26 protein-coding genes are annotated in these 25,260 nt (G+C 67.6%); 5 read left to right on the top strand and 21 right to left on the bottom strand.

The window, feature by feature from the left end; translation table 11 throughout:
- Positions 1-369 precede the first annotated feature (369 nt).
- Complete coding sequence (locus tag ACV7NQ_RS02430; protein WP_463358091.1) at positions 370-579, top strand: nuclear transport factor 2 family protein; 210 nt, start codon at positions 370-372, stop codon at positions 577-579.
- Between the two features lie 84 nt (positions 580-663).
- Here the strand turns inward: ACV7NQ_RS02430 and hisH are convergent, their stop codons facing one another.
- The 5 genes from hisH to ACV7NQ_RS02455 all read right to left on the bottom strand — a co-directional run bounded on the left by hisH (position 664) and on the right by ACV7NQ_RS02455 (position 5,011).
- Positions 664-1,299, bottom strand: coding sequence for an imidazole glycerol phosphate synthase subunit HisH (hisH, locus tag ACV7NQ_RS02435; protein WP_463358092.1), 636 nt, complete (start codon positions 1,297-1,299; stop codon positions 664-666).
- Positions 1,296-1,928 (bottom strand): imidazoleglycerol-phosphate dehydratase HisB, encoded by a 633-nt coding sequence (hisB, locus tag ACV7NQ_RS02440; RefSeq protein ID WP_463358093.1) that lies wholly within the window; start codon positions 1,926-1,928, stop codon positions 1,296-1,298. Before hisB ends, hisH begins: the two co-directional genes overlap by 4 nt.
- An 81-nt stretch (positions 1,929-2,009) precedes the next feature.
- Positions 2,010-3,143: a histidinol-phosphate transaminase gene (locus ACV7NQ_RS02445; RefSeq protein ID WP_463358094.1), complete on the bottom strand. Its 1,134-nt coding sequence runs from the start codon at positions 3,141-3,143 to the stop codon at positions 2,010-2,012.
- A complete protein-coding gene (hisD, locus tag ACV7NQ_RS02450; protein ID WP_463358095.1) occupies positions 3,140-4,477 on the bottom strand; it encodes a histidinol dehydrogenase in 1,338 nt (445 codons plus the stop codon). The genes ACV7NQ_RS02445 and hisD overlap by 4 nt, the downstream gene beginning before the upstream one ends.
- Positions 4,478-4,588: 111 nt before the next feature.
- Positions 4,589-5,011 carry a hypothetical protein gene (locus tag ACV7NQ_RS02455; RefSeq protein WP_463358096.1) on the bottom strand — a complete coding sequence of 141 codons (423 nt, stop codon included), beginning with the start codon at positions 5,009-5,011 and terminating at the stop codon, positions 4,589-4,591.
- A gap of 79 nt (positions 5,012-5,090) precedes the next feature.
- Here ACV7NQ_RS02455 and ACV7NQ_RS02460 point away from each other — a divergent pair, with 79 nt between their 5' ends.
- The gene (locus ACV7NQ_RS02460) at positions 5,091-5,327 is read left to right on the top strand and encodes an MmyB family transcriptional regulator (RefSeq protein WP_463358097.1); all 237 of its coding nucleotides are present in this window, start codon (positions 5,091-5,093) and stop codon (positions 5,325-5,327) included.
- Positions 5,328-5,443: 116 nt separating this feature from the next.
- Here ACV7NQ_RS02460 and ACV7NQ_RS02465 read toward each other — a convergent pair whose 3' ends face one another.
- The 3 genes from ACV7NQ_RS02465 to ACV7NQ_RS02475 form a co-directional block, all read right to left on the bottom strand.
- Positions 5,444-7,072 carry a serine/threonine-protein kinase gene (locus ACV7NQ_RS02465; RefSeq protein ID WP_463358098.1) on the bottom strand — a complete coding sequence of 543 codons (1,629 nt, stop codon included), beginning with the start codon at positions 7,070-7,072 and terminating at the stop codon, positions 5,444-5,446.
- Between the two features lie 87 nt (positions 7,073-7,159).
- Positions 7,160-8,896: a penicillin-binding transpeptidase domain-containing protein gene (locus tag ACV7NQ_RS02470; protein ID WP_463365505.1), complete on the bottom strand. Its 1,737-nt coding sequence runs from the start codon at positions 8,894-8,896 to the stop codon at positions 7,160-7,162.
- 114 nt (positions 8,897-9,010) lie between these two features.
- Positions 9,011-9,877 carry an arylamine N-acetyltransferase family protein gene (locus tag ACV7NQ_RS02475; RefSeq protein ID WP_463358099.1) on the bottom strand — a complete coding sequence of 289 codons (867 nt, stop codon included), beginning with the start codon at positions 9,875-9,877 and terminating at the stop codon, positions 9,011-9,013.
- A 339-nt stretch (positions 9,878-10,216) separates the two neighbouring features.
- Between ACV7NQ_RS02475 and ACV7NQ_RS02480 the strand changes: the two genes are divergently transcribed.
- On the top strand, positions 10,217-11,395 hold the full coding sequence (locus tag ACV7NQ_RS02480; RefSeq protein WP_463358100.1) for a winged helix DNA-binding domain-containing protein: 1,179 nt from the start codon (positions 10,217-10,219) through the stop codon (positions 11,393-11,395).
- A 468-nt stretch (positions 11,396-11,863) separates the two neighbouring features.
- Here ACV7NQ_RS02480 and nadC read toward each other — a convergent pair whose 3' ends face one another.
- From nadC to nadA, 4 genes are all read right to left on the bottom strand, one after another.
- A complete protein-coding gene (nadC, locus tag ACV7NQ_RS02485) occupies positions 11,864-12,724 on the bottom strand; it encodes a carboxylating nicotinate-nucleotide diphosphorylase (RefSeq protein WP_463358101.1) in 861 nt (286 codons plus the stop codon).
- 298 nt (positions 12,725-13,022) lie between these two features.
- Entirely contained in the window at positions 13,023-14,708 is a 1,686-nt protein-coding gene (locus ACV7NQ_RS02490) for an L-aspartate oxidase (RefSeq protein ID WP_463358102.1), read from the bottom strand.
- Positions 14,705-14,893 carry a hypothetical protein gene (locus ACV7NQ_RS02495; protein ID WP_463358103.1) on the bottom strand — a complete coding sequence of 63 codons (189 nt, stop codon included), beginning with the start codon at positions 14,891-14,893 and terminating at the stop codon, positions 14,705-14,707. Before ACV7NQ_RS02495 ends, ACV7NQ_RS02490 begins: the two co-directional genes overlap by 4 nt.
- A complete protein-coding gene (gene nadA, locus ACV7NQ_RS02500; RefSeq protein ID WP_463365506.1) occupies positions 14,890-15,897 on the bottom strand; it encodes a quinolinate synthase NadA in 1,008 nt (335 codons plus the stop codon). The genes ACV7NQ_RS02495 and nadA overlap by 4 nt, the downstream gene beginning before the upstream one ends.
- Positions 15,898-16,021: 124 nt before the next feature.
- On the opposite strand from nadA, the gene ACV7NQ_RS02505 reads away from it, so the two are divergent.
- Positions 16,022-16,780 carry an NUDIX hydrolase gene (locus ACV7NQ_RS02505; RefSeq protein ID WP_463358104.1) on the top strand — a complete coding sequence of 253 codons (759 nt, stop codon included), beginning with the start codon at positions 16,022-16,024 and terminating at the stop codon, positions 16,778-16,780.
- A 271-nt stretch (positions 16,781-17,051) separates the two neighbouring features.
- On the opposite strand, the gene ACV7NQ_RS02510 is transcribed toward ACV7NQ_RS02505, so the two are convergent.
- The 5 genes from ACV7NQ_RS02510 to bioB all read right to left on the bottom strand — a co-directional run bounded on the left by ACV7NQ_RS02510 (position 17,052) and on the right by bioB (position 20,311).
- Positions 17,052-17,237 (bottom strand): hypothetical protein, encoded by a 186-nt coding sequence (locus tag ACV7NQ_RS02510; protein WP_463358105.1) that lies wholly within the window; start codon positions 17,235-17,237, stop codon positions 17,052-17,054.
- Positions 17,238-17,692: 455 nt separating this feature from the next.
- Entirely contained in the window at positions 17,693-18,229 is a 537-nt protein-coding gene (locus tag ACV7NQ_RS02515) for a DUF1353 domain-containing protein (protein ID WP_463358106.1), read from the bottom strand.
- A 108-nt stretch (positions 18,230-18,337) separates the two neighbouring features.
- Positions 18,338-18,982, bottom strand: a complete 645-nt coding sequence (locus ACV7NQ_RS02520) for a DUF2567 domain-containing protein (protein WP_463358107.1) — start codon at positions 18,980-18,982, stop codon at positions 18,338-18,340.
- 53 nt (positions 18,983-19,035) lie between these two features.
- Positions 19,036-19,263, bottom strand: coding sequence for a biotin synthase auxiliary protein BsaP (gene bsaP, locus ACV7NQ_RS02525; RefSeq protein ID WP_463358108.1), 228 nt, complete (start codon positions 19,261-19,263; stop codon positions 19,036-19,038).
- Positions 19,264-19,297: 34 nt separating this feature from the next.
- On the bottom strand, positions 19,298-20,311 hold the full coding sequence (gene bioB, locus ACV7NQ_RS02530; RefSeq protein ID WP_463358109.1) for a biotin synthase BioB: 1,014 nt from the start codon (positions 20,309-20,311) through the stop codon (positions 19,298-19,300).
- A 138-nt stretch (positions 20,312-20,449) separates the two neighbouring features.
- On the opposite strand from bioB, the gene ACV7NQ_RS02535 reads away from it, so the two are divergent.
- Positions 20,450-21,034 carry a TetR/AcrR family transcriptional regulator C-terminal domain-containing protein gene (locus ACV7NQ_RS02535; RefSeq protein ID WP_463358110.1) on the top strand — a complete coding sequence of 195 codons (585 nt, stop codon included), beginning with the start codon at positions 20,450-20,452 and terminating at the stop codon, positions 21,032-21,034.
- Between the two features lie 43 nt (positions 21,035-21,077).
- On the opposite strand, the gene ACV7NQ_RS02540 is transcribed toward ACV7NQ_RS02535, so the two are convergent.
- From ACV7NQ_RS02540 to ACV7NQ_RS02555, 4 genes are read right to left on the bottom strand one after another with little or no spacing between them, the layout of a single operon-like run.
- Positions 21,078-22,427 (bottom strand): LLM class flavin-dependent oxidoreductase, encoded by a 1,350-nt coding sequence (locus ACV7NQ_RS02540; protein WP_463358111.1) that lies wholly within the window; start codon positions 22,425-22,427, stop codon positions 21,078-21,080.
- On the bottom strand, positions 22,424-23,257 hold the full coding sequence (locus tag ACV7NQ_RS02545; protein WP_463358112.1) for an ABC transporter ATP-binding protein: 834 nt from the start codon (positions 23,255-23,257) through the stop codon (positions 22,424-22,426). Before ACV7NQ_RS02545 ends, ACV7NQ_RS02540 begins: the two co-directional genes overlap by 4 nt.
- A complete protein-coding gene (locus tag ACV7NQ_RS02550) occupies positions 23,233-24,099 on the bottom strand; it encodes an ABC transporter permease (RefSeq protein WP_463358113.1) in 867 nt (288 codons plus the stop codon). Before ACV7NQ_RS02550 ends, ACV7NQ_RS02545 begins: the two co-directional genes overlap by 25 nt.
- On the bottom strand, positions 24,099-25,193 hold the full coding sequence (locus ACV7NQ_RS02555; protein WP_463358114.1) for an ABC transporter substrate-binding protein: 1,095 nt from the start codon (positions 25,191-25,193) through the stop codon (positions 24,099-24,101). Before ACV7NQ_RS02555 ends, ACV7NQ_RS02550 begins: the two co-directional genes overlap by 1 nt.
- Between the last annotated feature and the right edge of the window lie 67 nt (positions 25,194-25,260).

The following is a 25,260-nucleotide window of genomic DNA, read 5'->3' on the forward strand; positions in this document are numbered from 1 at the left end:
CGTTCGGTTGCGGAGTGGAGGCCGCGCAGGTAGTCCTGTGCCCCGTGCCACCGATGGTTCGGATTCCCGGAATGGCGAGTCATGGCGACATAGGTACCGCGCGCGTTGTCGGCCGGTGGCCCTATCGTGCACGGGTTGGACAATGCCGGGCGGCGAGAAGGGAGCCTCGATCGTGGGCAAGCAAAATCGCCCGACCCGGAAGTAAGCAGACCGACCACCACGCCCGCGACGTCCGATCAACCGCGTGAGTGATCGTCGAGGATCCGGGTCAGCAGCTGGACGAACTCGCGTCGCTCGGTCGTCGAGAGCGCGGCAAGGAGCTCGTCCTGGGCGGCCTCCAGTCGACGGTCGAGCTCCTCGAGATGGCGAGTGCCCGATCTGCGCGGCGACGCCGCAGACGTCCGAGCGAACCTCATCGCCACCTTCGCCCCGGCCACCACCACCGAGACAAGGACCGCGCCGGAACCCGAGTTCACCCTCGGCGAGATCTACCATTTCGTCGCGGTCCGCACCGCCGAGGGCTGGCGGCTGTCCCGGGTCGAGACCACGCCGCTCTGGTCCACCGGCACCCGCCCGTAACTCAGTTGAACGCTGAGCCCGGAAGCTGGCGGAAATGGCGAAACTCCCACTCGGGGCGGGGGTTTCGTGCGTCAGCGATTTCGCCTACAGCGACTGCACCCAGTTGCGGAGGAGGTGGGCGCCCGCGTCGCCGGATTTTTCCGGGTGGAATTGGGTGGCGGCGAGGGGGCCGTTTTCTACCGCGGCGAGGAAGGGGACGCCGTGTTCGGCCCAGGTGAGCTTGGGGGCGGCGAGGTGTTCGCTGGGCGGGAGGTCCCAGGTTTGGGCGGCGTAGGAGTGCACGAAGTAGAAACGGGTGTCTGCGTCCATGCCTGCGAACAGGGTGCTGTCGTGCGGGGCTGACACGGTGTTCCAGCCCATGTGCGGCAGGACCGGGGCAGAAAGACGTTCGACCACGCCGGGCCATTCGGCGCAGCCGTCGGTTTCGACGCCGAATTCGACGCCGCGTTCGAACAGGATCTGCATGCCGACGCAGATGCCGAGCACGGGGCGGCCACCGGCCAGGCGCTGGCCGATGATGCGCTCGCCGCGCACTTTCCGCAGGCCCGCCATGCAGGCCGCGAAGGCGCCGACACCGGGCACCACCAGACCATCGGCGGCCAGGGCGACCTCGGGGTCGGCGGTGACCTCGACCTGCGCGCCCGCGCGCACCAGGGCACGCTCGGCGGAGTGCAGGTTGCCGGAGCCGTAGTCGAGCAGCGCGACGGATCTCGTTGTCACAGTGTCCCCTTCGTCGACGGCACGCCCTGCACTCGCGGGTCGAATTCGACGGCGGCGCGCAAAGCCCGTGCCACCGCCTTGAATTCGGCCTCGGTGATGTGGTGCTGGTCGCGGCCGTAGAGCACGCGCACATGCAGCGCGATCCGGGCGTTGAGCGCGATCGACTCGAAGACGTGCCGGTTCAGCACGGTGGAATACGGTGCGCCTGCCGCGCCGCGGCTGGAGACGGGCGAGCCGGGAATCACCGCGTGCAGCAGGTGATCCGGTTCGCCGGTGTGCACGCAGTAGGGGCGCCCGGACACATCGACCGCGGCATGCGCGAGGGTCTCGTCCATCGGGATGAACGCGTCACCGAAGCGGCGGATACCGGACTTGTCCCCGAGCGCCTGCCCCAGCGCCTGGCCTAACACGATCGCGGTGTCCTCCACTGTGTGGTGCGCCTCGATCTCGATATCGCCCTCGGCGCGCACGGTCAGGTCGAAGCTGGCGTGGGTGCCGAGCGCGGTGAGCATGTGGTCGTAGAACGGGACACCGGTGGAGATCTCGGTCTTGCCGGTTCCGTCCAGATCCAGCTCGACAACGATGCTGGATTCCTTGGTGATCCGCTCCACGCGCGCTGTCCTACTCATGCTCACTTCCATTCGCGCGACCGAACCTCACGTTCGGTTCTTTGTAGTCACCGAACGTGACGTTCGGGTCCGAGGGCTTGTTCATCGGGGGGTGAGGTCGGCGCCGGCCAACGCGGCACTGACGCGGAGGAGTTCGTCGTTCTCGGCGGCCAGGCCGATGGTGGTGCGCAGGTAGCCGGGAAGGCCGACGTCGCGGATCAGCACGCCTTGGTCCAGGTAGTGCTGCCAGGTGCGGGCAGCGTCGGTGAACCGGCCGAACAGCAGGAAGTTGGCGTCACTGGGGATCACCTCGAAACCCATGTCGCGCAACGCCGCCGCGACCCGGTCGCGCTGGGCGGCCAATTCGGCGACGCTGGCGAGGGTTTCCTCGGCGTGCCGCAGTGCCGCACGCGCGGCGGCCTGGGTGACCACCGACAGGTGATAGGGCAGTCGCACCAGCAGCATCGCGTCGATCACCGCGGGCGCGGCGACCAGGTAGCCGAGCCGGCCGCCCGCGAAGGCGAAGGCCTTGCTCATCGTCCGGGTCACCACGAGCTTGGTCGGGTACCGATCGATCAGCCCGATCGCGCTCGGTTGCGCGGAGAACTCGCCGTACGCCTCGTCCACCACCACGATGCCGGGGGCCGCCGCCAGGATTCGCGCCAGGTCGTCCTGCGGAATGCTGTGTCCGGTGGGGTTGTTCGGGCTTGTCACGAACACCACGTTCGGCGAGCGCTCGGCGATGGCGGCCAGCGCGTAGTCGATGTCGAGGGAGAAGTCCGCGTTGCGCTCGGCCTCGACCCACTCGGTGTCGATGCCCTCGGAGATGATCGGGTGCATCGAATACGAGGGCACGAAACCCAGTGCGCTGCGGCCGGGTCCGCCGAACGCCTGGAGCAGCTGTTGCAGGATCTCGTTGGAGCCGTTTGCCGCCCACACGTTGGCGGTGTCCACCGCGACGCCGGTCTGGCCGCTGAGATACGCGGCGAGATCCGAGCGCAGCGCCACCGCGTCCCGGTCCGGGTAGCGGTGCAGATCGGCTGCCGCGGCGCGAATGGATTCGGCGACATCATCGATCAGCGCCCGGCTCGGCGGGTGCGGGTTCTCGTTGGTGTTCAGCTGCACAGGCACCGTCAATTGTGGTGCGCCATACGGCTTCTTGCCGCGCAGGTTCTCGCGCAGCGGAAGGTCGTCCAGGCTCACCTGGGAACCGGGCACGGTGATTTCCGGTGTCATGACAGCGCCTCGAATCGCGCCTGCACGGCCTGACCGTGCGCGGGCAGATCCTCCGCATTGGCCAGCGCGACCACATGTCCGGCAACGTCTTTCAACGCCGCCTCGGTGTATTCGACGACGTGGATGCCGCGCAGGAAGGTCTGCACGCTCAAACCCGAGGAGTGCCTGGCGCATCCGGCGGTGGGCAGCACGTGATTGGAGCCCGCGCAGTAGTCGCCGAGGCTGACCGGCGCGTACCGGCCGACGAAAATCGCTCCGGCACTGCGCACTCGGGCCGCGACGGCGGCGGCATCGGCGGTCTGGATCTCCAGGTGTTCGGCCGCGTACGCATTCACCACGCGCAGACCCTGGTCGATATTGTCGACGAGCACGGTGCCGGACTGCTTGCCCTGCAAGGCTTCCGACACTCGGTGCGCGTGCTTGACCACGGCCATCTGCGTGGTGAGCGCGGCGTCGACCGCGGCGGCGAACTCGGCGCTGTCGGTGACGAGCACGCTGGCCGCGAGCACATCGTGTTCGGCCTGGCTGATCAGATCGGCCGCGACGTGCACCGGATCGGCGGTCGCGTCCGCGAGGATCGCGATCTCGGTGGGCCCCGCTTCGGCGTCGATCCCGACCAGGCCGCGGCACAGTCGCTTGGCGGCGGTCACATAGATATTGCCCGGGCCGGTGATCAGGTCGACCGGCTCGAGCTGGGCGCCATCGGTATCGAGGCCGCCGTAGGACAGCAGCGCCACCGCCTGCGCACCGCCGACCGCCCACACTTCCTCGACACCGAGCAGCTTCGCGGCCGCCAGGATCGTCGGGTGCGGCAGCCCGCCGAACTGCGCCTGCGGCGGCGACGCGACGACGAGGGACTCGACACCAGCCGCCTGCGCGGGCACCACATTCATGACGACGCTGGACGGGTAGACGGCATTGCCGCCGGGAACATAGAGGCCGACGCGCTCGACCGGCACCCACCGCTCGGTGACCGTACCACCGGGAACCACCTCGGTGGTGGTGTCGGTGCGGCGTTGATCCCCGTGCACCTTGCGGGTGCGTTCGATGGCGACCTCGAGCGCGGCCCGCACGGCGGGGTCGAGGTTTTCGAGCGCGGCATCGAGCTTGGCGACGGGCACCCGCACGCTCGGTGGGATCACGCCGTCGAACTTCTCGCTGAATTCCAGCGCCGCCGCGACACCGCGACACCGGATCGCCTCCACCACCGGCCGCACCTGATGCAGCACCGAGTCGACGTCGACCCCTCCGCGCGGCAGCGCGATGCGCAACTCGGCAGCGGAAGGAGTGCGACCGCGCAGATCAACGCGGGCGAGCTCGATGCGGCTTGTCATCTCGGTGTGCAGTCCTGTCTGTGCTGGTCGATCGAATGCTTTCGTTCGGCCACCAGCCTATCGGGCGACCACCACCGGTTGATCGCCGCATAGAGACCATGCTCGCCCCGATTAGGTAATCCGTCGATAGATGAGGTCGAAGTCGTGCTCCCAGCTCGCCCCGTCCACCGACTTCTCCCAGCTACCCAGTAGCGTGGCGCCATCGGGATCCAGGGTTCCGGTAAAACGCTGCGAGAAACCCGGCGCATCCCGCCAGACTCGCCAGCAACCGTCGCCGAACGCCATCCGGTAGACCCGGTGGACGCCGCGCAAGTCATGATGCAAGACGGTCAACCCCTGCTCGTTGTCGTCCGCGCCGATGATCCAGCTACCGCTGGGCGCGGGCTCGGGTACCGCGTCACGCAGCAGTACGAAGGCGCCGTCCTCGATCCATTCGAGCGTGGTGTGCCCCTTCGCCCCCGGAAACTGCGGACTCTCGGATTCCCACTCGCCGATCAAAACGTCGAGCCGCGTGAGCGCGGAATTCTGCTGCATCCTGCCAACCTCCTCGATTCCAGGGGCGCACATTCGTGCGACCCGCGTCGGATGTTCGGGCATTGTCGAACGAATCGCGGTGCGACATGCCGCAGCCGAAAGATCGATGGACCTCGAGGACAAAACCCACGGCCGGTATGTGTACCTGCACCCGGTGGTGGGCAGGCTGGATCTGGGCTTCGAGACGCTGCGACTGCCCGACGACCCGGATCAGGCGCTGATCATGCACACCACCGAGCCGAATTCGCCCAGCGCGACCGCTTTGCGGCTGCTGGCGACCTGGGCAGCGACGTCGACACATTCGACGGCGGGCTGACCCGACCGGCAGTCATGCGGGCGCACAAGGGAATTCGCACGAACGACCGCGCTCAGCCGGTTACGGCCGCAAACCGCGATGAAGGTGGCGGCGGTAGGACTGCGCGGTCACTTCTATCAGCGAGTATCGCTGTCGATGAGCAGCTTGCCGCCGCCGGTGCCAATTATCCGCAGCATCAGCTCCTTGGTCTGGCCGTTGACGGTCAGACTGCCCAGGCGCATATCGATGGACCCGTCCGCGTTGTTCTTGCCCGAGGGCGCGTCGATGCTGGAGAACGTGTCGATGGTGCGGGAACTCCAGTACTGCCGGAAAGCCTGCTCGCTGCCGTACACCTTCTGCGCCGCGGGCGTGAGCAACGACCAGGATCCACCCGGGTTGCTGTAGAAGTCCACCACCAGCTGCCCGGCCGGTCCCCAGTCGACCGTGCTGACGCTGACGGTCTGACCGAGCGTGCCCGGGTTGGCCGGAGTGCTCATGCTGCCCGCCTGCGTGCTCGCCGACGGCGGACTGGCCTGCACCGAGGGGGTGCTGCCACTCGACTGGTTCAGCACACCGATCAGCAGGGCGACCACCACCACCACAGCGCCGATCGATCCGCCGATCAGCACGGCCTTGCGCTTGCCGCCCGACTTACGCGGCACCGGCCCCGGCTGCGCCGTCGTTCGCGGATGCGCCGCGGTTCTCGGATGGGCAGCGGTGCGTGGCTGCACGGTATTTCGCGGCGGCGCCGGACGCGACTGCCGTTCGGTAGGCGCGTACTGCGGCGACGCGTTCGCCGAGTGACGCAGTGCGCGGGTCGCCAATTCGGGCTCGCCGGTGTGCCGCCTGCCGAAAGCCTCGCTGGCAGGAACGAATCCGGCGGGCACCGGCGTGGAACCGGAGTCCGCGAGCGCCGCGAGATGTTCACGCGCGGCGCGCATGGTCGGCCGGTCCTCGGGTTCGGGGCTCAGCAGCTGCAGCAGGAAATCGGTGGCCGGTCCCGCGTGTCGCGGTTCGCTTACCTGGCCGTTGGCCGCGGCGTACAGCACCGCGAGCGGGTTGGCGCTCGAACCGTAGGGCGGTTCGCCCTCCAGCGCATGGAAAAGGGTTGCGCCCAAGGCGAATACATCCGAGGCCGGGGTGGGGTCGGCACCGCGGGCGCATTCCGGCGCGAGATAGGCGGCGGTGCCGCAGATCAGGCCGGTCTCGGTGAGGGTGACATCGCCCGTGGCGCGGGAGATGCCGAAGTCGGTGATCTTCACGGTGCCGTGGTCGTCGAGCAGGATATTGCCCGGCTTGACGTCGCGGTGCACGATCCCCGCCTGGTGCGCGGCGATCAGCGCCGAGGCGACCTGCTCGCCGATGCGGGAAACCTGCGGCAAGGGCAGCATGCCCTGCGCGGAGATCACCGCGGCCAGGCTGCGGGACTTCAGGTATTCCATGACCAGACACGGATCGCCGTCGTGCTCGGTGATGTCGAACACCACGATGGCGTTCGGGTGCTGGAAACGGGCCGCATTGCGGGCCTCGCGGATCGCCCGCTGCCGCATGACATCGCGGTCCACCGCGGGCAGGCTGGGCTGGATGTGGATCTGCTTGACCGCTACCGAGCGCTGCAGCCGTTCGTCCATGGCACGCCAGACGACACCTGTGCCGCCGCTACCAATCCGCTCGACCAGGCGGTAGTGTTCCGCGATCAACTGACCGGTATCGATGGCGCCTACTCCGAACCTTCTCGAAATCGTGATATACCGCGTATTGATCACTCACGCGTTTCCGGGACGAGTGTAGCGGGCCGGAAACCCGGGCATGCGGCAGCGGGGACATATCCGTCGGCCACACCGCGACAACGGCTATCGCTGCGTTCGCAGCATACGGCCCGCAGCCTCCACCGCGGGTCCCGAACTGCCCGCGTCGCTGATGAATACGGCAAACGCCACATCCCCGTCGATACCGACGAACCAGCCGTGTGCGTGCTTGTCATCAATGTATTCCGCGGTACCGGTCTTGCCGAGCAGGCCGGGGATGTCGCGCAACGAGGTCGCGGTGCCCGCGGTAATGGTCTCGCGCATCATCGATTTCACCTGGTCAGCGATGGTCGGCGGCAGGGCTTCCTGCTTCTGGTCGGCAACTCCGGGCTGGCCCTTCACGATTGCGGGAGAGGGCACCGTGCCGTGCGCGAGCGACGCCGCGACCAACGCCATACCGAACGGCGAGGCCGTCACCTGGCCCTGTCCGATGCCGGCCTCGACGCGCTGGGCCGGGGTATCGGCGGGCGGCACCTTGCCGGTGACGGTGGTCAGGCCGGGTGTGACGTAGTCGACACCGAGGCCGAGCTGTGCGGCTGCTTTCGTCAGCGCGTCCGCCGGCAATTTCACGGCTAAGCCCGCCATGGTGGTGTTGCACGAGCGCGCGAAGGCGGTGTGCAGCGGCACCTGGCCGAGATCGAAGTTGTCATCGTTGGGGATCTTGCGGCCCTCGATGTCCGCGACGCCCGGGCACGGCAGCACGGTGTCCGGCGTGACGGTGCCCGCTTGCAGTGCGGCGGAGACCGTGACGGTCTTGAAGGTCGAACCGGGCGGGTACAGACCGGTGAGTGCGATCGGCCCCTGCCCGTCGGCGGCGGCGTTCTGGGCGACGGCAAGCACATTGCCGGTGGAGGGTTGCAGCGCGACGATGGTGGCGGGCTGGGTGATCGGGGTCAGCGCATCCTCGGCGGCACGCTGCAGGCCGATGTCCAGCGTGGTCGAGATATCGGTGGTCGGTTGCGGGTCCTGACCGGCGATGCGCTGGGTGCCATCGGATGTTTGGGCGCGTACGGCCCACCCGGCCGCCGCATCCGCTGATTTCTGCCAGAGATCCGCCAGCCCGGACAGGGTCGGGGACGCGAGTGCCTTGTCGTTGGTCAGCAGCCGGGTCTGCGGCGCGAGCGTGACATCGGGGATCGCGGCAAGTGCGGTCTGGATCGGCGCGATGTCGTTGGCGCGCAGCGTGATAGCGGTGACGAATTTGCCTTGGGCCGCCGCGAGATCCGACTGCAGCGACTGGGCGGTGATCCCTGAGGACAGTGGGCCGATCAGCCCGGCGACCGCGGTGGTGTCGGCGCCGGGGCTCAGATTCACCAGCGTCACCACCTGCTGGGTCATCAGTTCACCGCCCGACGCGTCGAGGATGCGGGCGGGATTGGGATAGACCGGCGCGTAGGTCAGTGGACCGGCGGCCAGGCCGGGAGCCACGGCGGCCGGATCCCATTTGACCTTCCAGCCGTTGCCGGTGTCGTTCGCGGTGCCGGTGGTGGTGTAGGTCCACTCGTTCTTACCGTCCGGGCCGAGCTTCCAGGAGGCGGCGAGGGTGAAGGAATTCTTGTCGGCCGAGCGGACATCGAACTTCACCGCTTTGCCCAGGCCGTCGTAGAGCCCTTTCAGCGAGTCCGACGCCTTGGTCGGGTCGTCGGTCAAGGCCGCCGCCGCGGCGATGTCGTCGTGGTTCAGTGCGTCGGCGAATTGTCCGGCGACGGTGTCGGGCTGGTCCGGGCCGGAACTGCAGCCGGTCAGCGCCAGGGCCAGCGCCGCGAACAGGACGAGGAGCATCCGGTGAGTGCGCACCCAGCCGACTGTATCGGGCTCGGGCGGCACACCCGGGTAGGCCGTGTTCGCCCTGCGACCGCGTCGGTCACCGTCTAGTCCTTGCTCTCCATGGCGCTGTCAGTCCTTGCTCCAGGGCGCTGTGACGAGCATTGCGGCGTCGGCGTCCGTCAGGTCGATGTCGAAGATTTCCGACAGGATTTCCGGCAGCTCAGCGGGTTCCAGCTCGCGGACATCGCTGGACCCGTCGGGACGTTCGGAGGTCAGGGTTGTGCCGTCCAGGACGTGGTGGACCTCAGGAAGGAACCGCTGCACGAACGGCCGCGTGGTGAACGGCGAACGCGGCGAGGTGGACACGAAGTGATTGCCCACCGCGAAATCGATCCGGTACTGCGGGTTCAGCGTGAAGGTGTACCGATCGATCCAACCCTCACCGCCGAACTGGTGCAGCACCCACAGATCGCTGTCCAGCTCGCCGCTGGTGCGCTCGAGCCGGAATCGCCATTGCCCGAGGGCGAACTCACCGCGATCCTCGATCAGCTCGTACGGCTCGAGCGGGCCGGAACCGAAACCTACGTCGCACAGCCACACTCGGTCGTCGTCACTGGTCGTCACGCGCAGCAGGGCATGCGTGGCGGGCCGCAGGCCGCCGTCCGCGCCCATGGTCACGCGGCCGCTGATGCCGGTGACACCGAAACCGAGCCGCTCCAGCGCGGCCGCGAACAACCCGACGTTCTCGTAGCAGTAGCCGCCGCGGCGCTGCCGGATCAGCTTGTCCTGCAACGACTCCAGATCCAGCGGGATGGAACGGCCGAGGATGATCTCCAGATTTTCGAAGGGGATCGTGGTGGTGTGCGCGTACACCAGCGCCCCCAGCGTCGTCGGACTCGGGCTGCGGTCGCCGTCGAAGCCGATCCTGGCCAGGTAGGCGTCCAGGTCCAGCTCTTCGCCGTTCCAGTGATAGGCGGGGTCGTTCGGCTTGGTCATCGCACCTCTCCTCATGTTCGTCTGCCCGAGGCAACCACACGCATGCCCGGACTGTTCCGGCGCAATATCGAAACGGCACGAGTCCGCCGATCCGTCCCGGCGACGGTCGAGTTCCCGCACGGCATGCTCCCCGCGCTGCGGCCGCGGTCCCGCCGAGTTCGCCGTCGGTCGCGCCGTAGCACCGGGTGACGCAAATTCAGGTGCCTGGAACAGCGCCGACCACAGCCCACTGATCCACTCGTTCGCCCGAATCGCCGCCGCACTCTACCGCCCGACTTCCGTCGACAGAGCCGGTGGCTGAAGTGCCGAGAACCTCCGCCTCGCAACTAGGCTTCGCCTATGCGTTCGATTGATGCGGCCCAGCGGCGGGCCCGGCTCGCGATCCGACATCGGCTCGCGCCGACCGCGCGCACCGACGAGGCGACCGATATCGCCCGGTCTCTCGTCGTCTTGCACGCGACCGATCCCGCCACGGTGTTCCTCTCGCTCGGCGCGCGCAGCCTTACCGCGACCCCGGCGCACGTCGAGCAGGCGCTCTACGAGGACCGCACGCTGCTGCGGATGCTGGCGATGCGGCGCACCATGTTCGTCGCGCCGGTGGAGCTGGTGCCGGTGCTGCAGGCATCGTGCGCGGACGCGCTGGCCGAGAAGCAGCGGCGCACCTACAGCAGGTTCATCGAGCTGGCGGGCGTGGTCGACGGCAATGCGCGCGACTGGCTCGCCGAGGTCGAAGACGAGACCCACAAGGCGCTGCTTACCCTCGGCGCCGCGACCGGCGCCCAGCTGAGCAAGCAGGTGCCGCGGCTGCGGACGCAGGTCAATCCCGCTCCGGACAAGTCCTATTCGAAGCCGACCAGCATCACCACCTGGGTGCTCGTCATCCTCGGCGTCGAAGGACGCATCGTGCGCGGTCGCCCGAACGGCTCCTGGTCCAGCAGCCAATACTCCTGGGCGCCAGTGGAATCCTGGCTGCCCGAGGGCGTCGCGACGATCCCCGCCGACCTCGCCCGCGCGGAGCTGGCCCGAAAGTGGTTGTCCGCCTTCGGCCCCGCCCCGGTCGCCGACCTCAAATGGTGGACCGGCTGGTCGCTGGCCGAGGTCCGCAAGACCCTCACCCAACTCGACATCGTCGAAGTCGACCTCGACGGCACCCCCGGCATCGTGCTCGCCGACGACCTCGAACCGGTCCCCACCCCCGACCCCTGGGTCGCCCTACTGCCCGCCCTGGACCCCACCCCCATGGGCTGGCAATCCCGCGACTGGTACCTGGGCCCGCACGCCCCCACCCTGTTCGACCGCAACGGCAACGTCGGCCCCACCATCTGGCACAGCGGCCGCATCGTCGGCGGTTGGGCGCAACGCAAAGACGGCGAAATCGTCTACCGCCTGCTGGAAGACGTCGGCGCCGACGCCACGGCCATGATCGAAGCCGAAGCTGCCCGCACCACCACCTGGTTCGGCGACATCCGCGCCATCCCCCGCTTCCGCACGCCCCTCGAGCGCGAACTCACGGCCTGAGCAATGAAGATCCATTGTCGGTGCGGCGCAACGATTCACGACGGCGGCGACAGTCTGCCGAACAAGGGGCACATGATCCCTGACGCGCAGCTGTTCGACCTTCTCGAACGGATCGAGGCCCTGATCGATGCGGTTGCCGCACAGGCGATGAGCCGCGAGGAAGCCTACAACCGGGCCCATCGCCTCCTCGGTGTCCGGCGCGGCATCTGGCAGTGCTACGCGGACGGCTGTACGTCGACGACCGCCACGACCGCCGGAAGCTGCACGGTTTCCGACCCGACGATGAGGAAGAAATCGTTACCGACGTGCTCGGCGCGTCACCGCACGCCACATGACGTCATCGGGGCCTGCGCCTGTCGGTTTCCGCCTGCGCCGCAATGCCGCTCAGCATGCTCGGCTCTATTCCGCCGGCCGTCCGCGCGGCCCGGTTCGAACATCATCGACCGAACCGCCGCGCGGACGGTTCTGCTACATATCCAGGCCGAGGTCGAGTGCCCGCACCGAGTGGGTGAGAGCGCCCACGGCCAGGTAGTCGACGCCGGTGCGGGCGTAGTCGGCGGCGGCGTCGAGGCTGAGGCCGCCGGAGGATTCGAGTTTGGTGTTCGGCGACTTCGTTTTGCGGCGTTGGACCGCGGCTTGGGTCTGCCAGAGTGGGAAGTTGTCCAGCAGTACGAGTTCCACGTTTTCGGCGAGGACGGCGTCGAGTTGTTCGAGGCTGTCCACCTCGACCTCGCAGGCGATATCGGGGGCCAATGCACGGACCGCGCGCAGGGCCTCGACCACCGAACCGGCGGCGACCACGTGGTTGTCCTTGATCAGGGCGGCGTCGCCCAGGCCCATGCGGTGGTTGACACCCCCGCCGACCCGGACTGCGTACTTCTGCAGGGCGCGCAGGCCGGGCAGGGTTTTACGGCTGTCGCGGATCTCGCAGTTCGTGCCGGCGACCTCGTCCACCCAGGCGGCAGTGGCGGTGGCGATGCCGGACAGATGGCAGACCAGGTTGAGCATGGTGCGTTCGGCGGTGAGCAGCCCCCGCGTCGGCGCGACCAGCCCCAGCACGGATTGCCCTGGCGTCACCCGCGTTCCGTCGACGACCCGGTCGGTGAGTTCGTAGTTCCCCGCGCCGAGTACCTCGTCGAGCACGAGCAACCCGACATCCAGTCCGGCGACGGTGCCCGGCTGTCGGGACACCATCGACGCTTTCACCACAGCGTCCGCCGGAACCGTTGCCGCAGTGGTGATGTCGGGCCCGTAGCGCAGATCCTCGTGCAGCGCGGTACGGATGAGCGCGAGTACCTCGTCACGTTCGAGTCCGGAATCGAGAGCCATCAGTGCACTCCTACTTCGCTTGCCCGCACCAACTCGCGGGCGATGTCCAAGGCACCGGAGCCCGACTCCGATGCCGCTGTCTGTCTACCGCGCCGCACGGCCCACGCCGAACCCGTGCACTCGCCCGCTGCCACCCCACCGTCGCGAGCAGCGCTCGACAGCACATCCACCCGACAACTGTTCCCGCGAGTGGCACACCACCGAGAGTGCTTCTCGGCGTTCGCCGCAGCCTTGTGCCACTCGCGCCCGATGTCTGTCGCTGCGAGCCCGGTACCAGCGGGTGGGAGGTGGGGTGGGGTCATGACGCGGTCGGTAGCGGGTCCAGGGACCATAGGTCGGCGACGGCGAATCCGTCCGGCGCGGGGACGGGTTGGCCCTCCGAGCCCAGGCGGAAGGCGACGCTGTGTCGCTGCCGCTCGGTCGGGTGTGAGTGGTCGGAACGCGTGTGACAGCCTCGGCTTTCGGTGCGGGCGGCCGCCGCGAGCAGGAGGACCCGGGCGGCCAACGTCAGTGAGGCATCCTCGAATGCGGTGATGCGCTGCGCCGCAGCACTATCCGGAGTCGACGCCGTTTCCGCAGGATCGTCACGCACTGCCGAACGGCCGAATCCACCGCCGGACCTCGGCAATCGCTGCAGCACCGCATTCTCCAGCTGGCGTGCCGCATCCGCTAGACCGTCGGCGTCCCGAACGACCGAACCGTGCGCGGTCATCAACTGCTGCACCAGCGTTCGATCGGCGCGCGGCACCGAACGCAGTGGAATCTCCGTGATCGGCACTTCCTCACCGAGTCGTTCGGCTGCCGCCACCCCGGCCCGTTCACCGACCACGAGGCCCTCGAGCAGGCTGTTCGAGGCCAACCGGTTGCCACCGTGCAGACCGGTGCGCGCCACCTCGCCCGCGGCGTACAGGCCGGGAACCGCCGTGCGTCCGTGTGTGTCGGTGACAACCCCGCCGCATTGGTAGTGCGCGGCCGGGGCAACCGGGATGAGATCGGTGCGCGGGTCGATGCCCGCCGCCAGGCAGGAGGCGGTGATCGTCGGAAACCGTTGCGGGAAGTCGTCGATGGAACGAGCGTCGAGGTATACGTGGTCGGTTCCCAGGGCGCGCATCCGGTCGCCAATGGCCCGCGACACCACATCGCGTGGCGCCAGGTCGCCGCGCGGGTGCACACCCGCGGTCACCGAATTGCCTTCGAAATCCACCAGTGTCGCGCCCTCACCGCGGACCGCCTCGCTGATCAACGGCCTGCGACCCGTGCCGCCCGGCGTGTACAGCGCCGTCGGATGGAATTGCACGAACTCGAGGTCGGTCACCGTCGCCCCGGCCCACAGGGCCAGCGCGATCCCGTCTGCGGTCGCCCCCGGCGGGTTGGTGCTGAGCGCGTAGAGCTGGCCGAGGCCGCCGGTAGCAAGCAGCACCGCGGGTGCGTGCACAACCCCGAATCCACGCTCGGACACCGCGATGACGCCCTGCACACCGCCGGGACCTGTGACGATCTCCAGTGCCGCGGTGCCGAACAACACCGGCAGTCCGGCTGCGTTCAGCGCACGCTGCACCTCGGCGCCGGTGGCGTCGCCGCCTGCATGAATAATCCGCCGCGTGCTGTGCCCGCCCTCGCGGGTGCGCGAAATCTGGCCGTCACGACCGAGATCGAATACCGCACCCAGATCGGTCAGGGCAGCGACGGCGGCTTGACCGCCTTCGACGATCGACCGCGCCGCCTCGACATCGCACAGCCCGGCCCCGGCCTCCACCGTGTCCTGAACATGTGACTCGACCGAATCCTGGTGCGGCGCAACGACAGCGATCCCACCCTGGGCGTACTGCGTCGAAGTGTCGGTCGCCCCGCCCTTGCTGAGGATGAGTACCCGCAACCCGCGCAGCGCCGCGGTCCGCGCCGCGGTCAATCCTGCGACACCGCCGCCGATCACGACCAGGTCGGCGTCTGCCTCCCAATCGATCCGCGGCGGTGCGGCGGTCATGCGCCCCTACCGCTCCGGGCGAGCATGCGTGCCTCGTCCTCGCCGATCACCGCGCTACCGCCGAATCCGGCCTGCATGGTGATCATTTCCCCACCGCCGATCCGGGCCGGGCACACCGGCCCACGTTCCAGCACAGCCGTTTTCAGCTGGCTATCTCTGGCAGACAGTGCCCGCGCGGCGCTCATTCCCCACCGCCCGGATTGCCGATCTCGATCATCCGCTGCACCGAACCACGGCCCAATGCGGCGGTTTCCGGATCGACGTGCACCTCGTCGCGACCCTCGACCAGGCAGCGCAGCAGCGCGGCCGGGGTGATCATCTTCATGTACTTGCACGACGCCCGGTCGTTGACGGCCCGGAAGTCGATGCCGGGTGCGGCCTTTCGCAGCTGATGCAGCATACCGACCTCGGTGGCCACCAATACCTGGCTGGACTTGGCGTTCTTGGCCGCATCGATCATGCCGCCGGTGGACAGGATGTGCACCCGGTCGGCCGGGAACGCGCCCTCGCCCGCGAGGTACAACGCCGAAGTGGCGCAACCGCATTCGGGGTGCACGAACAGCTCGGCGTTCGGGTGAGTGCGGGCCTGCTCCTGCAGCTCGTCACCGTTGATACCGGCGTGCACGTGGCATTCGCCCGCCCAGATGTGCATGTTCTCGCGGCCGGTGACCCGCTTGACATGCGCACCGAGGAACTGGTCCGGCAGGAACAGCACCTCGCGGTCCGGGTCGATGGAGGCGACCACGTCGACGGCGTTCGAGGAGGTGCAGCAGATGTCGGTGAGCGCCTTCACCACGGCCGTGGTGTTCACGTAGGACACGACCACTGCATTCGGGAACTCGGCCTTCCAGGCACGCAAGTCGTCGGCGGTGATGGAGTCCGCGAGCGAACAGCCTGCCCGCTGGTCCGGGATGAGCACGGTCTTCTCGGGGCTGAGGATCTTCGCCGTCTCCGCCATGAAGTGCACGCCGCAGAACACGATGGTGTCCTCGGGGGCCTCGGCCGCGATCCGGGACAGCGCCAGCGAATCCCCGACGTAATCGGCCACGTCCTGGATCTCGGGCAGCTGGTAATTGTGCGCGAGAATCGTGGCGTTGCGTTCGCGGGCGAGTCGCTTGATCTCCCGCGCCCAGTCCGGGGTGCCCTCGACTCCGGTGAATCCCGAAGGTCCGTCGGTGACCTGCTCCATCAGCGTGGCGCCAGGCGCGGTTGCGAGCTTTGCTCCCATCGTCGCCATGATGGCTCCTTCCTCCATGCGCTCGGCAATACCGCCGATTCGCATCAAACCAGGTTTTCGACTTATAATCGAAAACATGCTCCATGGTAACACCATCCACGAATCGCTCACCGCGGTGTTCCAGGTTCGGCGCTTCCCCTCCGACATCACCGCAGGTCCCGGCCCCGCAGAGCGCTCAGACGAGGTCATCCGGCGCCGCCCGCCCGATCAGCGGACCGAACTTGCGGTGCTGCTGTGGCAGCGCGCACTCGACCCGCAGAAGGGCACCTGGTCGCTGCCCGGCGGCCGCCTGCGCGACGACGAAGACCTCGACGTCTCGGTCCGGCGTCAGCTAGCCGAGAAAGTCGATGTGCGCGAGCTGACGCACCTGGAACAGCTGTCGGTGTTCAGCGACCCGGATCGTGTCCCAGACCCGCGCCGCATCGCGTCGGCCTACCTCGGGCTCGTCCCGCTGACCGCAGACCCGCAGCTACCACCCGATACCGCTTGGCACCCGGTCTCCGCACTCGGGCACATGTCCTTCGACCACGGCACCGTCGTCGGCCACGCCCGCACCCGCTTGGCCGCGAAACTCTCCTACACCAATATCGCCTTCGCGCTGGCCCCTGATCGCTTCACCATGTCGACCCTGCGCGAAATCTATTGCGCCGCCCTTGGTTACGACGTCGACACCACCAACCTGCAACGAGTCCTCAGCCGCCGCAAGGTGATCACCCCCACCGGTGCCACCGCCGCGCCCGGCCGCGCGGGCGGCCGCCCGGCCGCCGTCTACCGCTTCACCGACTCCGGCCTGCGCGTCACAGACGAATTCGCGGCGCTGCGCCCGCCGACCTGATCGGCGGGTGGACTCTTCGACCGAGACGGCCTGACAGCAGCAGTCCAGGGCACCATGCCGTGATCAACATGGCCACCGCACTCCCCATCGACGGAGATCCAACCGACGCGGACCACACTGGTGCTGATCATCCTGCAGGAGAACAGATCACCCGACGCAGAGGTCCCGCAGGACCTCGGCACCTCAAACCGGTCGCATCAGATTATAGCTTCTGTGATGAGGCGGAATCTCGGCGTAGGTCAGTCGACCGCGCTACCGGATCCGCCCCGCCTCATGAATCCTGAGCCTGATTCTTATGCTTCCGGTTCCGCCGATACTGCCGCTTACTGGGAATGGGCTGCGCAGCACTGGACCGGCGCAGCGCATTACGCCGCCGCCACGCCACCAAATCCGGCCGCTCCCCACCCTGCTCCGGGTACATCCCCGCGAGCACCAACGCCTGGTCACGTTCGTTCATTGCCAACACCTCCTTTCCCTGTCGATTCGGCTGTGCGCTTCACGGTATCCGTGGAATCGCCGGGCATTCCAGTCATTTACTGCCCGCGCGCCCGTGCCGTCAGGTGCAACGCCCGCCTACCCAGACCTATTCGCATGGCGGGTCGTGCCGGATCCCGCTGATCCCGAAAAACCCCCTGTGTTCTCGGGATCGGCGGAAGCCGCGACGGCAGGGGCTATCCTCGAAAACCCTGGCACCGTATAGGTATTCGGCACCGAAAGGGTCGTGGACACTTTCGATGTCCGGGCCGATACCCCTGAGCTGCATCGAGATTACCGGCGCACCGGGCTTCCGCCGAAGCAATCCGACGAACGTGCAGGTAGAAGAACCGAGAGAGGTTTCCAAGCCGGAACATTCGATCCGTCGGATCGAGTCGTCGTTCCGTCGACGGGCAACCTATCGCGCGGTAACAGCCGTCAGGCGGTCTTCATCTGAGGACTGGGCGGTGGCGGCGCGGGCGCGCGACGTCCCACCTGCGCGACCGCCCAGAACAGCAGTTCCACCAGCCAGAACAGGAACAGAAAAATCTGCACCACGGTCGCCGGAATGGCGAGGAAGAACACCGATGGCACCGCGATGAGGAAGAAGAGTGCAACATCGCCCGCGGTTGCGCCGCGCAGGCGACTGCCGAGGCGTACCGCGGCCCACATCATCCAGCGGCGCGGCACGGTCACGCCTTGTTCGTGCAGTGCGCGCCGGAAGATGCCGTCCGCGTCGGCGGCGTCCACCACGCCTGATCTGCGCAGGTAGTCGTGCAGGATGGCGGCCTTTGTGTAGGCACCATAGCGCGGTATCAGCCAGACGAGCGCGCGAGGCACCGAGGCGAAATCGGTGCGGAACCCTTCCGGGACAATGAAATCCTCGGTCGCACCGTGGTAAACGACCGGTGCGACCACTCGCCAGAACTGGGCGTCGAGTTCCTCGACGACCGGCCCGCTACCGACGAACGCCACGATCCGTTCCTCTCCGAACGCACAACGTGTCCCACAATTCTAGGTCATTCTGATACATCCGTACCGCCGCACACGCAACGGTTCGGCCAACGCGCCGTTGAGGTTTCGTCAGTGCGTTGGACGAGACCCAGGTACCGAACCGGAACCGGCGTCCCCGGTCGGTTCGTACCCACCGTAAGCGACCGCACCGTCGGCCGCACGTCCATCGGCGCCGTAGGGCGTGTAAACGGTTGCCGCAGTGAAGGATCGATCATCGACCGGCCGGGACTCCCCGTACGGTCCACCGAACCCGGTGCCGAGATCGTCCGACGGGTAGAGCGCGGCGAGCAACAGCACCACCAGTGCGGCAACCAACGGCTGCACGATCAGCGCCAGCCAGCTGCCCACCGCGGTCGGCAGCACCACGATCTGCCCGACGGGCGGGTTGTGCGGGCGCGGATGATGCCACTTGGCGACCTGCTCGCCGAGCCGGGACATGGCGATCGCGCCGACCACGGACCCGATCAACAACCCCGCCTGCAGGATCGGTCCACGCATCGCACGCCACCGCCACGCACCCACCGCGGACAACAGCCCCGTCACCGCGCCGATGCAGACGAAGATCGCCATCGCGTCGAACTGGTGCACGCTCTCCCCGGTCAGCGTGGCGCCACGCCCGGGTTGCGTCACCAGTAGCTGCTCGGTCGGCGCCAGCCAACCCCACACCACACCGCTGAGGACGCTGAGCAGCAGCACGGCGATGACAATGACCACCGCCGCGCGCAGCTCACGCCGAATCCCTCTTGGACGCGCCTCGCCCGCCACCACTAGCGCAGTTCCAGGTTCGCCGCGTCGATCACGCCGTGCCGCGAGCATTTCGCCCACCAGCCGTCCGGGCTGACCTGCACGATCATCCGGCGGCCGCAGTGCTCGCAAAAGCGCGGCGGTTCCAGGCCCAGCGCGGCGGCGGTCGGCACCGGGTCATCCAGACCGGGCACGATCCGCTTGCCGGTGAACGGGTTGTAGGGCTCGTCCATATCCATGACAGTACTCATGACGCCAGCCTCTTCCGTCGCAAGGTGGGCCCGATCAGAGCGTTTCGTTGAGGGCCTTGATCGGCATCTTCAGCTCGCCGAGCAGATCCAGGTCCTGCTCGGCGGGCCGACCGAGGGTGGTCAGGTAGTTGCCGACTATGACGGCGTTGATGCCGCCGAGGATGCCCTTCTTGGCGCCGAGATCGCCGAGGGTGATCTCGCGACCACCGGCGAAGCGAAGCATGGTGCGCGGCAACGCGAGCCGGAACGCGGCGACGGCGCGCAGCGCGTCGCAGGCGGGCAGCACATCGAGGTCACCGAAGGGCGTGCCGGGGCGCGGGTTGAGGAAGTTCAGCGGAACCTCGTCGGGCTCGAGTTCGGCCAGGTTGGCGGCGAATTCGGCGCGCTGCTCCAGAGTTTCGCCCATGCCGAGGATGCCGCCGCAGCAGACCTCCATGCCCGCTTCGCGGACCATGCGCAGGGTGTCCCAGCGCTCTTCCCAACTGTGCGTGGTGACCACGTTCGGGAAGTGTGAGCGCGAGGTCTCCAGGTTGTGGTTGTAGCGGTGCACGCCCATCGCGGCGAGCTGGTCGACCTGTTCCTGGGTGAGCATGCCAAGCGAACAGGCGACCTGGATGTCGACCTCGTTGCGGATGGCTTCGACACCGGCCGCGACCTGCGCCATCAGCCGCTCATCCGGTCCGCGGACCGCGGCGACGATACAGAACTCGGTGGCGCCGGACTTGGCGGTCTGCTTGGCCGCTTCGACCAGGCTGGGGATGTCGAGCCAGGCCGCGCGCACCGGCGACTGGAACAGGCCCGACTGCGAGCAGAAGTGGCAGTCCTCGGGGCAGCCGCCGGTCTTGAGGCTGATGATGCCCTCGACCTCCACCTCGGGGCCGCACCACTTCATGCGCACCTCGTGCGCCAGGGCAAGTAGGTCCTCGAGCTGGTCGTCGCCGAGCCGCAGCACCTCGAGGGTCTGCTCCTGGGCCAGGCCGACGCCACGCTCTAGCACCAGCTCACGGGCGATGGCCAAGATGTCGGTCTGTACGGGTGCCTGGGTCACGGCACGAATCCCTTCGTCCGATGCAGTACACGGCCGTGCGCTCCGGGCTTCGAACCCGAGGTGGCCGTGCAACTTGAACGGTGTTCAGGCTAGGGTAGTGGTAAGAGTGAGTCAAAAGATGACGGGGAAGGAATTCCGGTGCAGCTGCACAGGGCGGACGTGGTCGACGGCGCCATCGCCATTCTCGATCAGTACGGTCTCGCCGACCTGACCATGCGCCGATTGGCCGGTTCCCTTCAGGTTCAGCCGGGCGCCCTGTACTGGCATTTCCCCAATAAACAGGCGCTGCTCGGTGCGGTCGCCGACAGGATCCTCGGGCCCATGGACGATCCGATCGAGGCCACCGAATGGTCCGGTCAGATCACCGAATTGGCGCACCGCCTGCGCGACTGCCTACTGGCCTACCGCGACGGCGCCGAACTCGTCTCGGCCACCTACGCCTCACGCCTCACCACCAACAAGGGGCGAGAACGCCTCGTCAGCGCCGCAATTCGCGCAGGCATGCCCCGCCACGAGGCCGAACTCGCCGCATACACCCTGCTGTACTACGTCCTCGGCCAAACCGTCGACGAACAATCCAGAATGCAAATGGATTCGGTAGGCGCCCTGACCGACGACGCCTCCCCTCTCCGCGAAACCCCCGACGCCACCGCCCGTTTCGACTTCGGCCTGCAACTCTTCGTCGGCGGCGTGCGCCACCTCCTCGGCGCCCGCATCCGCTGAGTTCGCCAATGGCACCCGGCTGCGACGACACGCCGGTCCCCGCTCACTGCGTAAGCGCCGGACGACGGGCGAACTGGCTTTCGGGGCGGAGGAGGCCGAAGTGGTCGCGAAGGGTGGTGCCGGTGTATTCGGTGCGGAAGAGGCCGCGCTGCTGGAGGATTGGCACGACGGTTTGCGCAAAGACCTCGAGACCGCCCGGATAGTAGGGCGGCATTACGTTGAAGCCGTCGGCGGCGCCGTTGCGGAACCACTCTTCGATAGTATCGGCTACCTGCTCTGGGGTTCCGGCGAATACCCGGTGGCCGCGGGCGCCCGCGAGGCGGTGCAGCAGGCCGCGGACAGTGGGGCGTTCGCGTTGCACGATTCCGGCGACCACCTGCAGGCGACTCCGGGCATTGTCGGTGACATCGCCTGCGTCACTGAAGAGTTCGACTGGCACCGGCTCGTCGAGGGGCAGATAGCGCAGACTCTTACCCGCGATGCCCTCCAACTGCTTCAGGCCGTACTCCGGGACGGTGAGCTCGTTGAACTCGCGCTCGAGTTTCTTGGCGGCGGCTTCGGTGTCGGCGATGAACGGGCTGATGCCGGGCAGGATCTTGATGTGGTCGGCGTCGCGGCCGAATTCCCTGGCTTTCGCCTTGATGTCGGCATAGAACGCCTGTGCGTCTTCGAGGCGCTGGTGCGCGGTGAAGATGGCCTCGGCGTACTTTCCCGCGAACGCACGGCCGTCATTGGAGGCGCCGGCCTGCACCAGCACCGGATACCCCTGCGGAGTGCGCGGCGCGTTGAATGGGCCACGCACCCTGAGGTATTCGCCGACGAAGTCGATCGGGTGGATCCGGTCCGGGTCGGCGTAGATACCCGCCGCCTGGTCCAGCACGATCGCGTCGTCCTCCCAGCTGTCCCACAGCGCGACGACGGCGTCGACGAACTCGCGGGCTCGCGCGTAGCGCTCGGCGTGCGAGGGGTGTGCGTCGAGTCCGAAATTAGCTGCGGCGAGGTCGGTTCCGGTGGTGACGATGTTCCACCCGGCCCGGCCGCCGGAGATGTGGTCCAGCGTGGAGAACAGCCGAGCGAGGTTGTAGGGCTCGTAGTAGGTGGTCGAGGCGGTCGCGATCAGGCCGAGATGTGTTGTCGCCGTGGCGATGGCGGTCAGCAGCGTGATCGGTTCCAAGCCGGAGCCCGCGTTGTGCTTGACGTTGGTGCGCAGCGCCGGCCCGTCGGCGAAGAAGACCGCGTCGAGTTTGGCGGCCTCGGCGGTGCGGCCGATCTCCTGGTAGTAGGCGACATCGTAGATCCGGCCGGGCTGGCTTTCGGGGTGCCGCCAGGCCGCTTCGTGATGACCGGACGGGTAGATGAACGCGTTGAGACTCAGCTGACGGGGTGCACTCATGATGCTTGTTTCGCTTCCTCGCGATGGTAATTCAGTACGGGCCCGGTTGTCTCGGCGTCGACACCGAGCGCGGACAGCAGCAATTTCCGATAACGAATGAACGCCGGATCACTGTGGCGGCGTGGACGTTCCAGCTCGATGCGCTGGTCCACGACGAGCCGGCCCTCGTCGAGCACGAGGACACGCTCGGCGAGCAACACCGCCTCGTCGACATCGTGGGTCACCAGCAGCACCGCCGGAGTGTGCCGGGCGCACAGGTCCTGAAGTAGGGAGTGCATCTTGATCCGGGTGAGCGCGTCCAGCGCCCCGAACGGTTCGTCGGCCAGCAGCAGTTTCGGCTCACGAACCAGCGACCTGGCCAAGGCCACCCGCTGTTGCTCGCCACCAGAAAGCTGCTTGGGCCACGCGTTTTCCCGCCCGGCAAGGCCGACTTCCGCCAGCGCGGTACGGCCGCGTCCGGCGGCGTCGCGACCGCGCAGTCCAAGAGTCACGTTGTCCAGCAACCGAATCCACGGCAGCAGTCGCGAATCCTGAAACACCACGGCCCTTTCGGATGGCACGGTCAGCTCACCGGAGCCGGGCACGTCGTAATCCAACTCGGCCAGAGCTCGCAGCAGGGTGCTCTTGCCCGAACCACTGCGGCCGAGCAGGGCCACGAATTCGCCGCGCGCGATGTCGAGGTCGATGCCGCGCAACACCACTCGCTCACCGAACCCGCGGTACAGCCCACGAGTGCGGACTACGCCGGATCCCGAACCGCTGGATTCTCGACCGCCGAGTTCCAGACCGCCGAGTTCCAAACCGCTCAGTCCGCCAGTGTCTGCCGCCATGCCAGCGCCCTCCGTTCCACCGTGCGTACCGCGAGATCGCCGAATAACCCAAGCAACCCGTACACCACCAGCCCGACGACGATGACGTCGATCTGCCCGTAGGTACGGGCCTGTGTCATCAGATAGCCGATACCACTGGTGGCATTGACCTGTTCGACCACGACCAGCGCCAGCCAGGAAATGGTGACCGCGAGCCGCAGCCCGGTGAAGAAGCCGGGCAGCGATCCCGGCAGCGCGACCCGGCGGATGAACCCCCACCGCGAAAGCCCCACCGTCTGGGCTAGTTCCACGTATCTGGCGTCGACGCTGCGCAGGTGCGCGTGTGTGTTCAGATAGATCGGAATCGCCACGCTGGTGGTGATGACCAGCAGCTTCATCTCCTCACCTATGCCGAACCACACGATGAACAGCGGGATCAAAGCGAGCGTAGGAATGGCCCGTTTGATCTGAATCGGCCCGTCCACCAAGGCTTCTCCGACCCGGCTCAGCCCGGCGATCAGCGCGAACACCAGACCGATGCCGGTACCGAGCGTCAAACCGATTCCGGCCCGCTTGACCGAGGTGAGCAGGTTCGATTGCAGCCTTCCGTCCGCCAGCAGATCACCCGCCGTCTGGGCGACCGTCCACGGAGCGGGCAGCGTCTCGGTATCGAGTGCGCCGGAAGCGGATCCGAGCACCCACGCGGCGATCAGCAAAACCGGCCCGACGGCGATCCCGAACGGGATCGGGCGGCCCGGCCCGAGTCGAGGCCGAGCGGGCTTGCGCCGCACCAGCACCGGCGCGGATGCGCCGCGGGTCGTGCGACCGAATCGACCGAGAACTCCGGCATCAAGCGTGGCCATCAGCGTGCCTTCGGTTCGAACGCGGCGCCGCTTTCGGTGACGGCCTGGGTGATGGCAGCATCGAAGCGGAGATCGAAACTGCCTGCGGCGTGGACCTTTTTCGGCAGTTCACCGGCCTTGTCGATGACGTCGATGGTGGCCTGCTGCCGGTTGACCAGCGCCTGATCCAGGTGTGGGAAGGTGACGATGCCGAGCGAATCGACAATGCGCGTGGCATCGTCCGCGCTGACCTTCTGGTTCTCGACGTAATACCGGCGCGCCCACTTGTCCTGGTGGGTATTGGCCCACTGAACGGCCCGCACGAACGCGGCGTCCAGTGCGCGCACGGCGGCAGCCTTGGCCGGGTCCTGTACCACGGCGCGCCGCGCGTACAGGTAATTGAGCCCGGTGGAGATGCCCTCGGTTTCGGAATCCGGGATCAGCGACGCGCCCGGGGTGCGCAGCAGCCGGGTGATATTCGGCTCGTTCAGCGGGGCGATGTCGACCTGCCCGGTCCGCACCGCGTCCAGGAATTCGGCCAGTTGCAGCCGAACCAATTGCACGTCACCGGTTTTCAGCCCGGCCTTCGCCATTGCCCGCAGCACCGCCGCCTGCTGGGCGGTGCCTTCGGCATAGGCGATCTTCTTGCCCTTCAGGTCGGCCAGCGTGGTGACCGTCTTGCCCGGCGCCACCGCGAGCTTCAGTGAGCTGGTGCTGGTTTGGTAGGCCGCGACGATCGGCACGTCCTGCCCGGCAATCAGCGCGTGGATCGGCGGGACATCTCCCACCTGCGCTACATCGGCGGCGCCCGCCCGGAATGCCTCGAGGATCGCGGGCCCGCCGACGAAGTTGGCGAATTCGACCTTGAAGGGCAGCTTGTCGAGTTCACCGGAGATCCGCAGCGCCGACTGCACTCGCTCGGATTGATCGCCGATCACCAGCTTGGTCCCGGCGGGTACCTCGGTGGGCAGCGGGGCGTCGGCAGCGGTGTTACCGACCGTCTGGTCATGGTTCGCACAGCCGGTCAAGCCGAGCGTCGCAGCGCTCGCCGCGACGAGCAGCGCGGCGACGGTGCGGCCACGGAGGCCGGTGAAGAACGTGCGTGGTCGGTGCATCTTGGCATTGAAGCAGGACGAATCCGGCGTGAATACGGTTACCTTCAGGCTGATTCGAGGGGTGTCC

The sequence above is a fragment of the Nocardia sp. Tas62D01 genome (assembly GCF_055232035.1).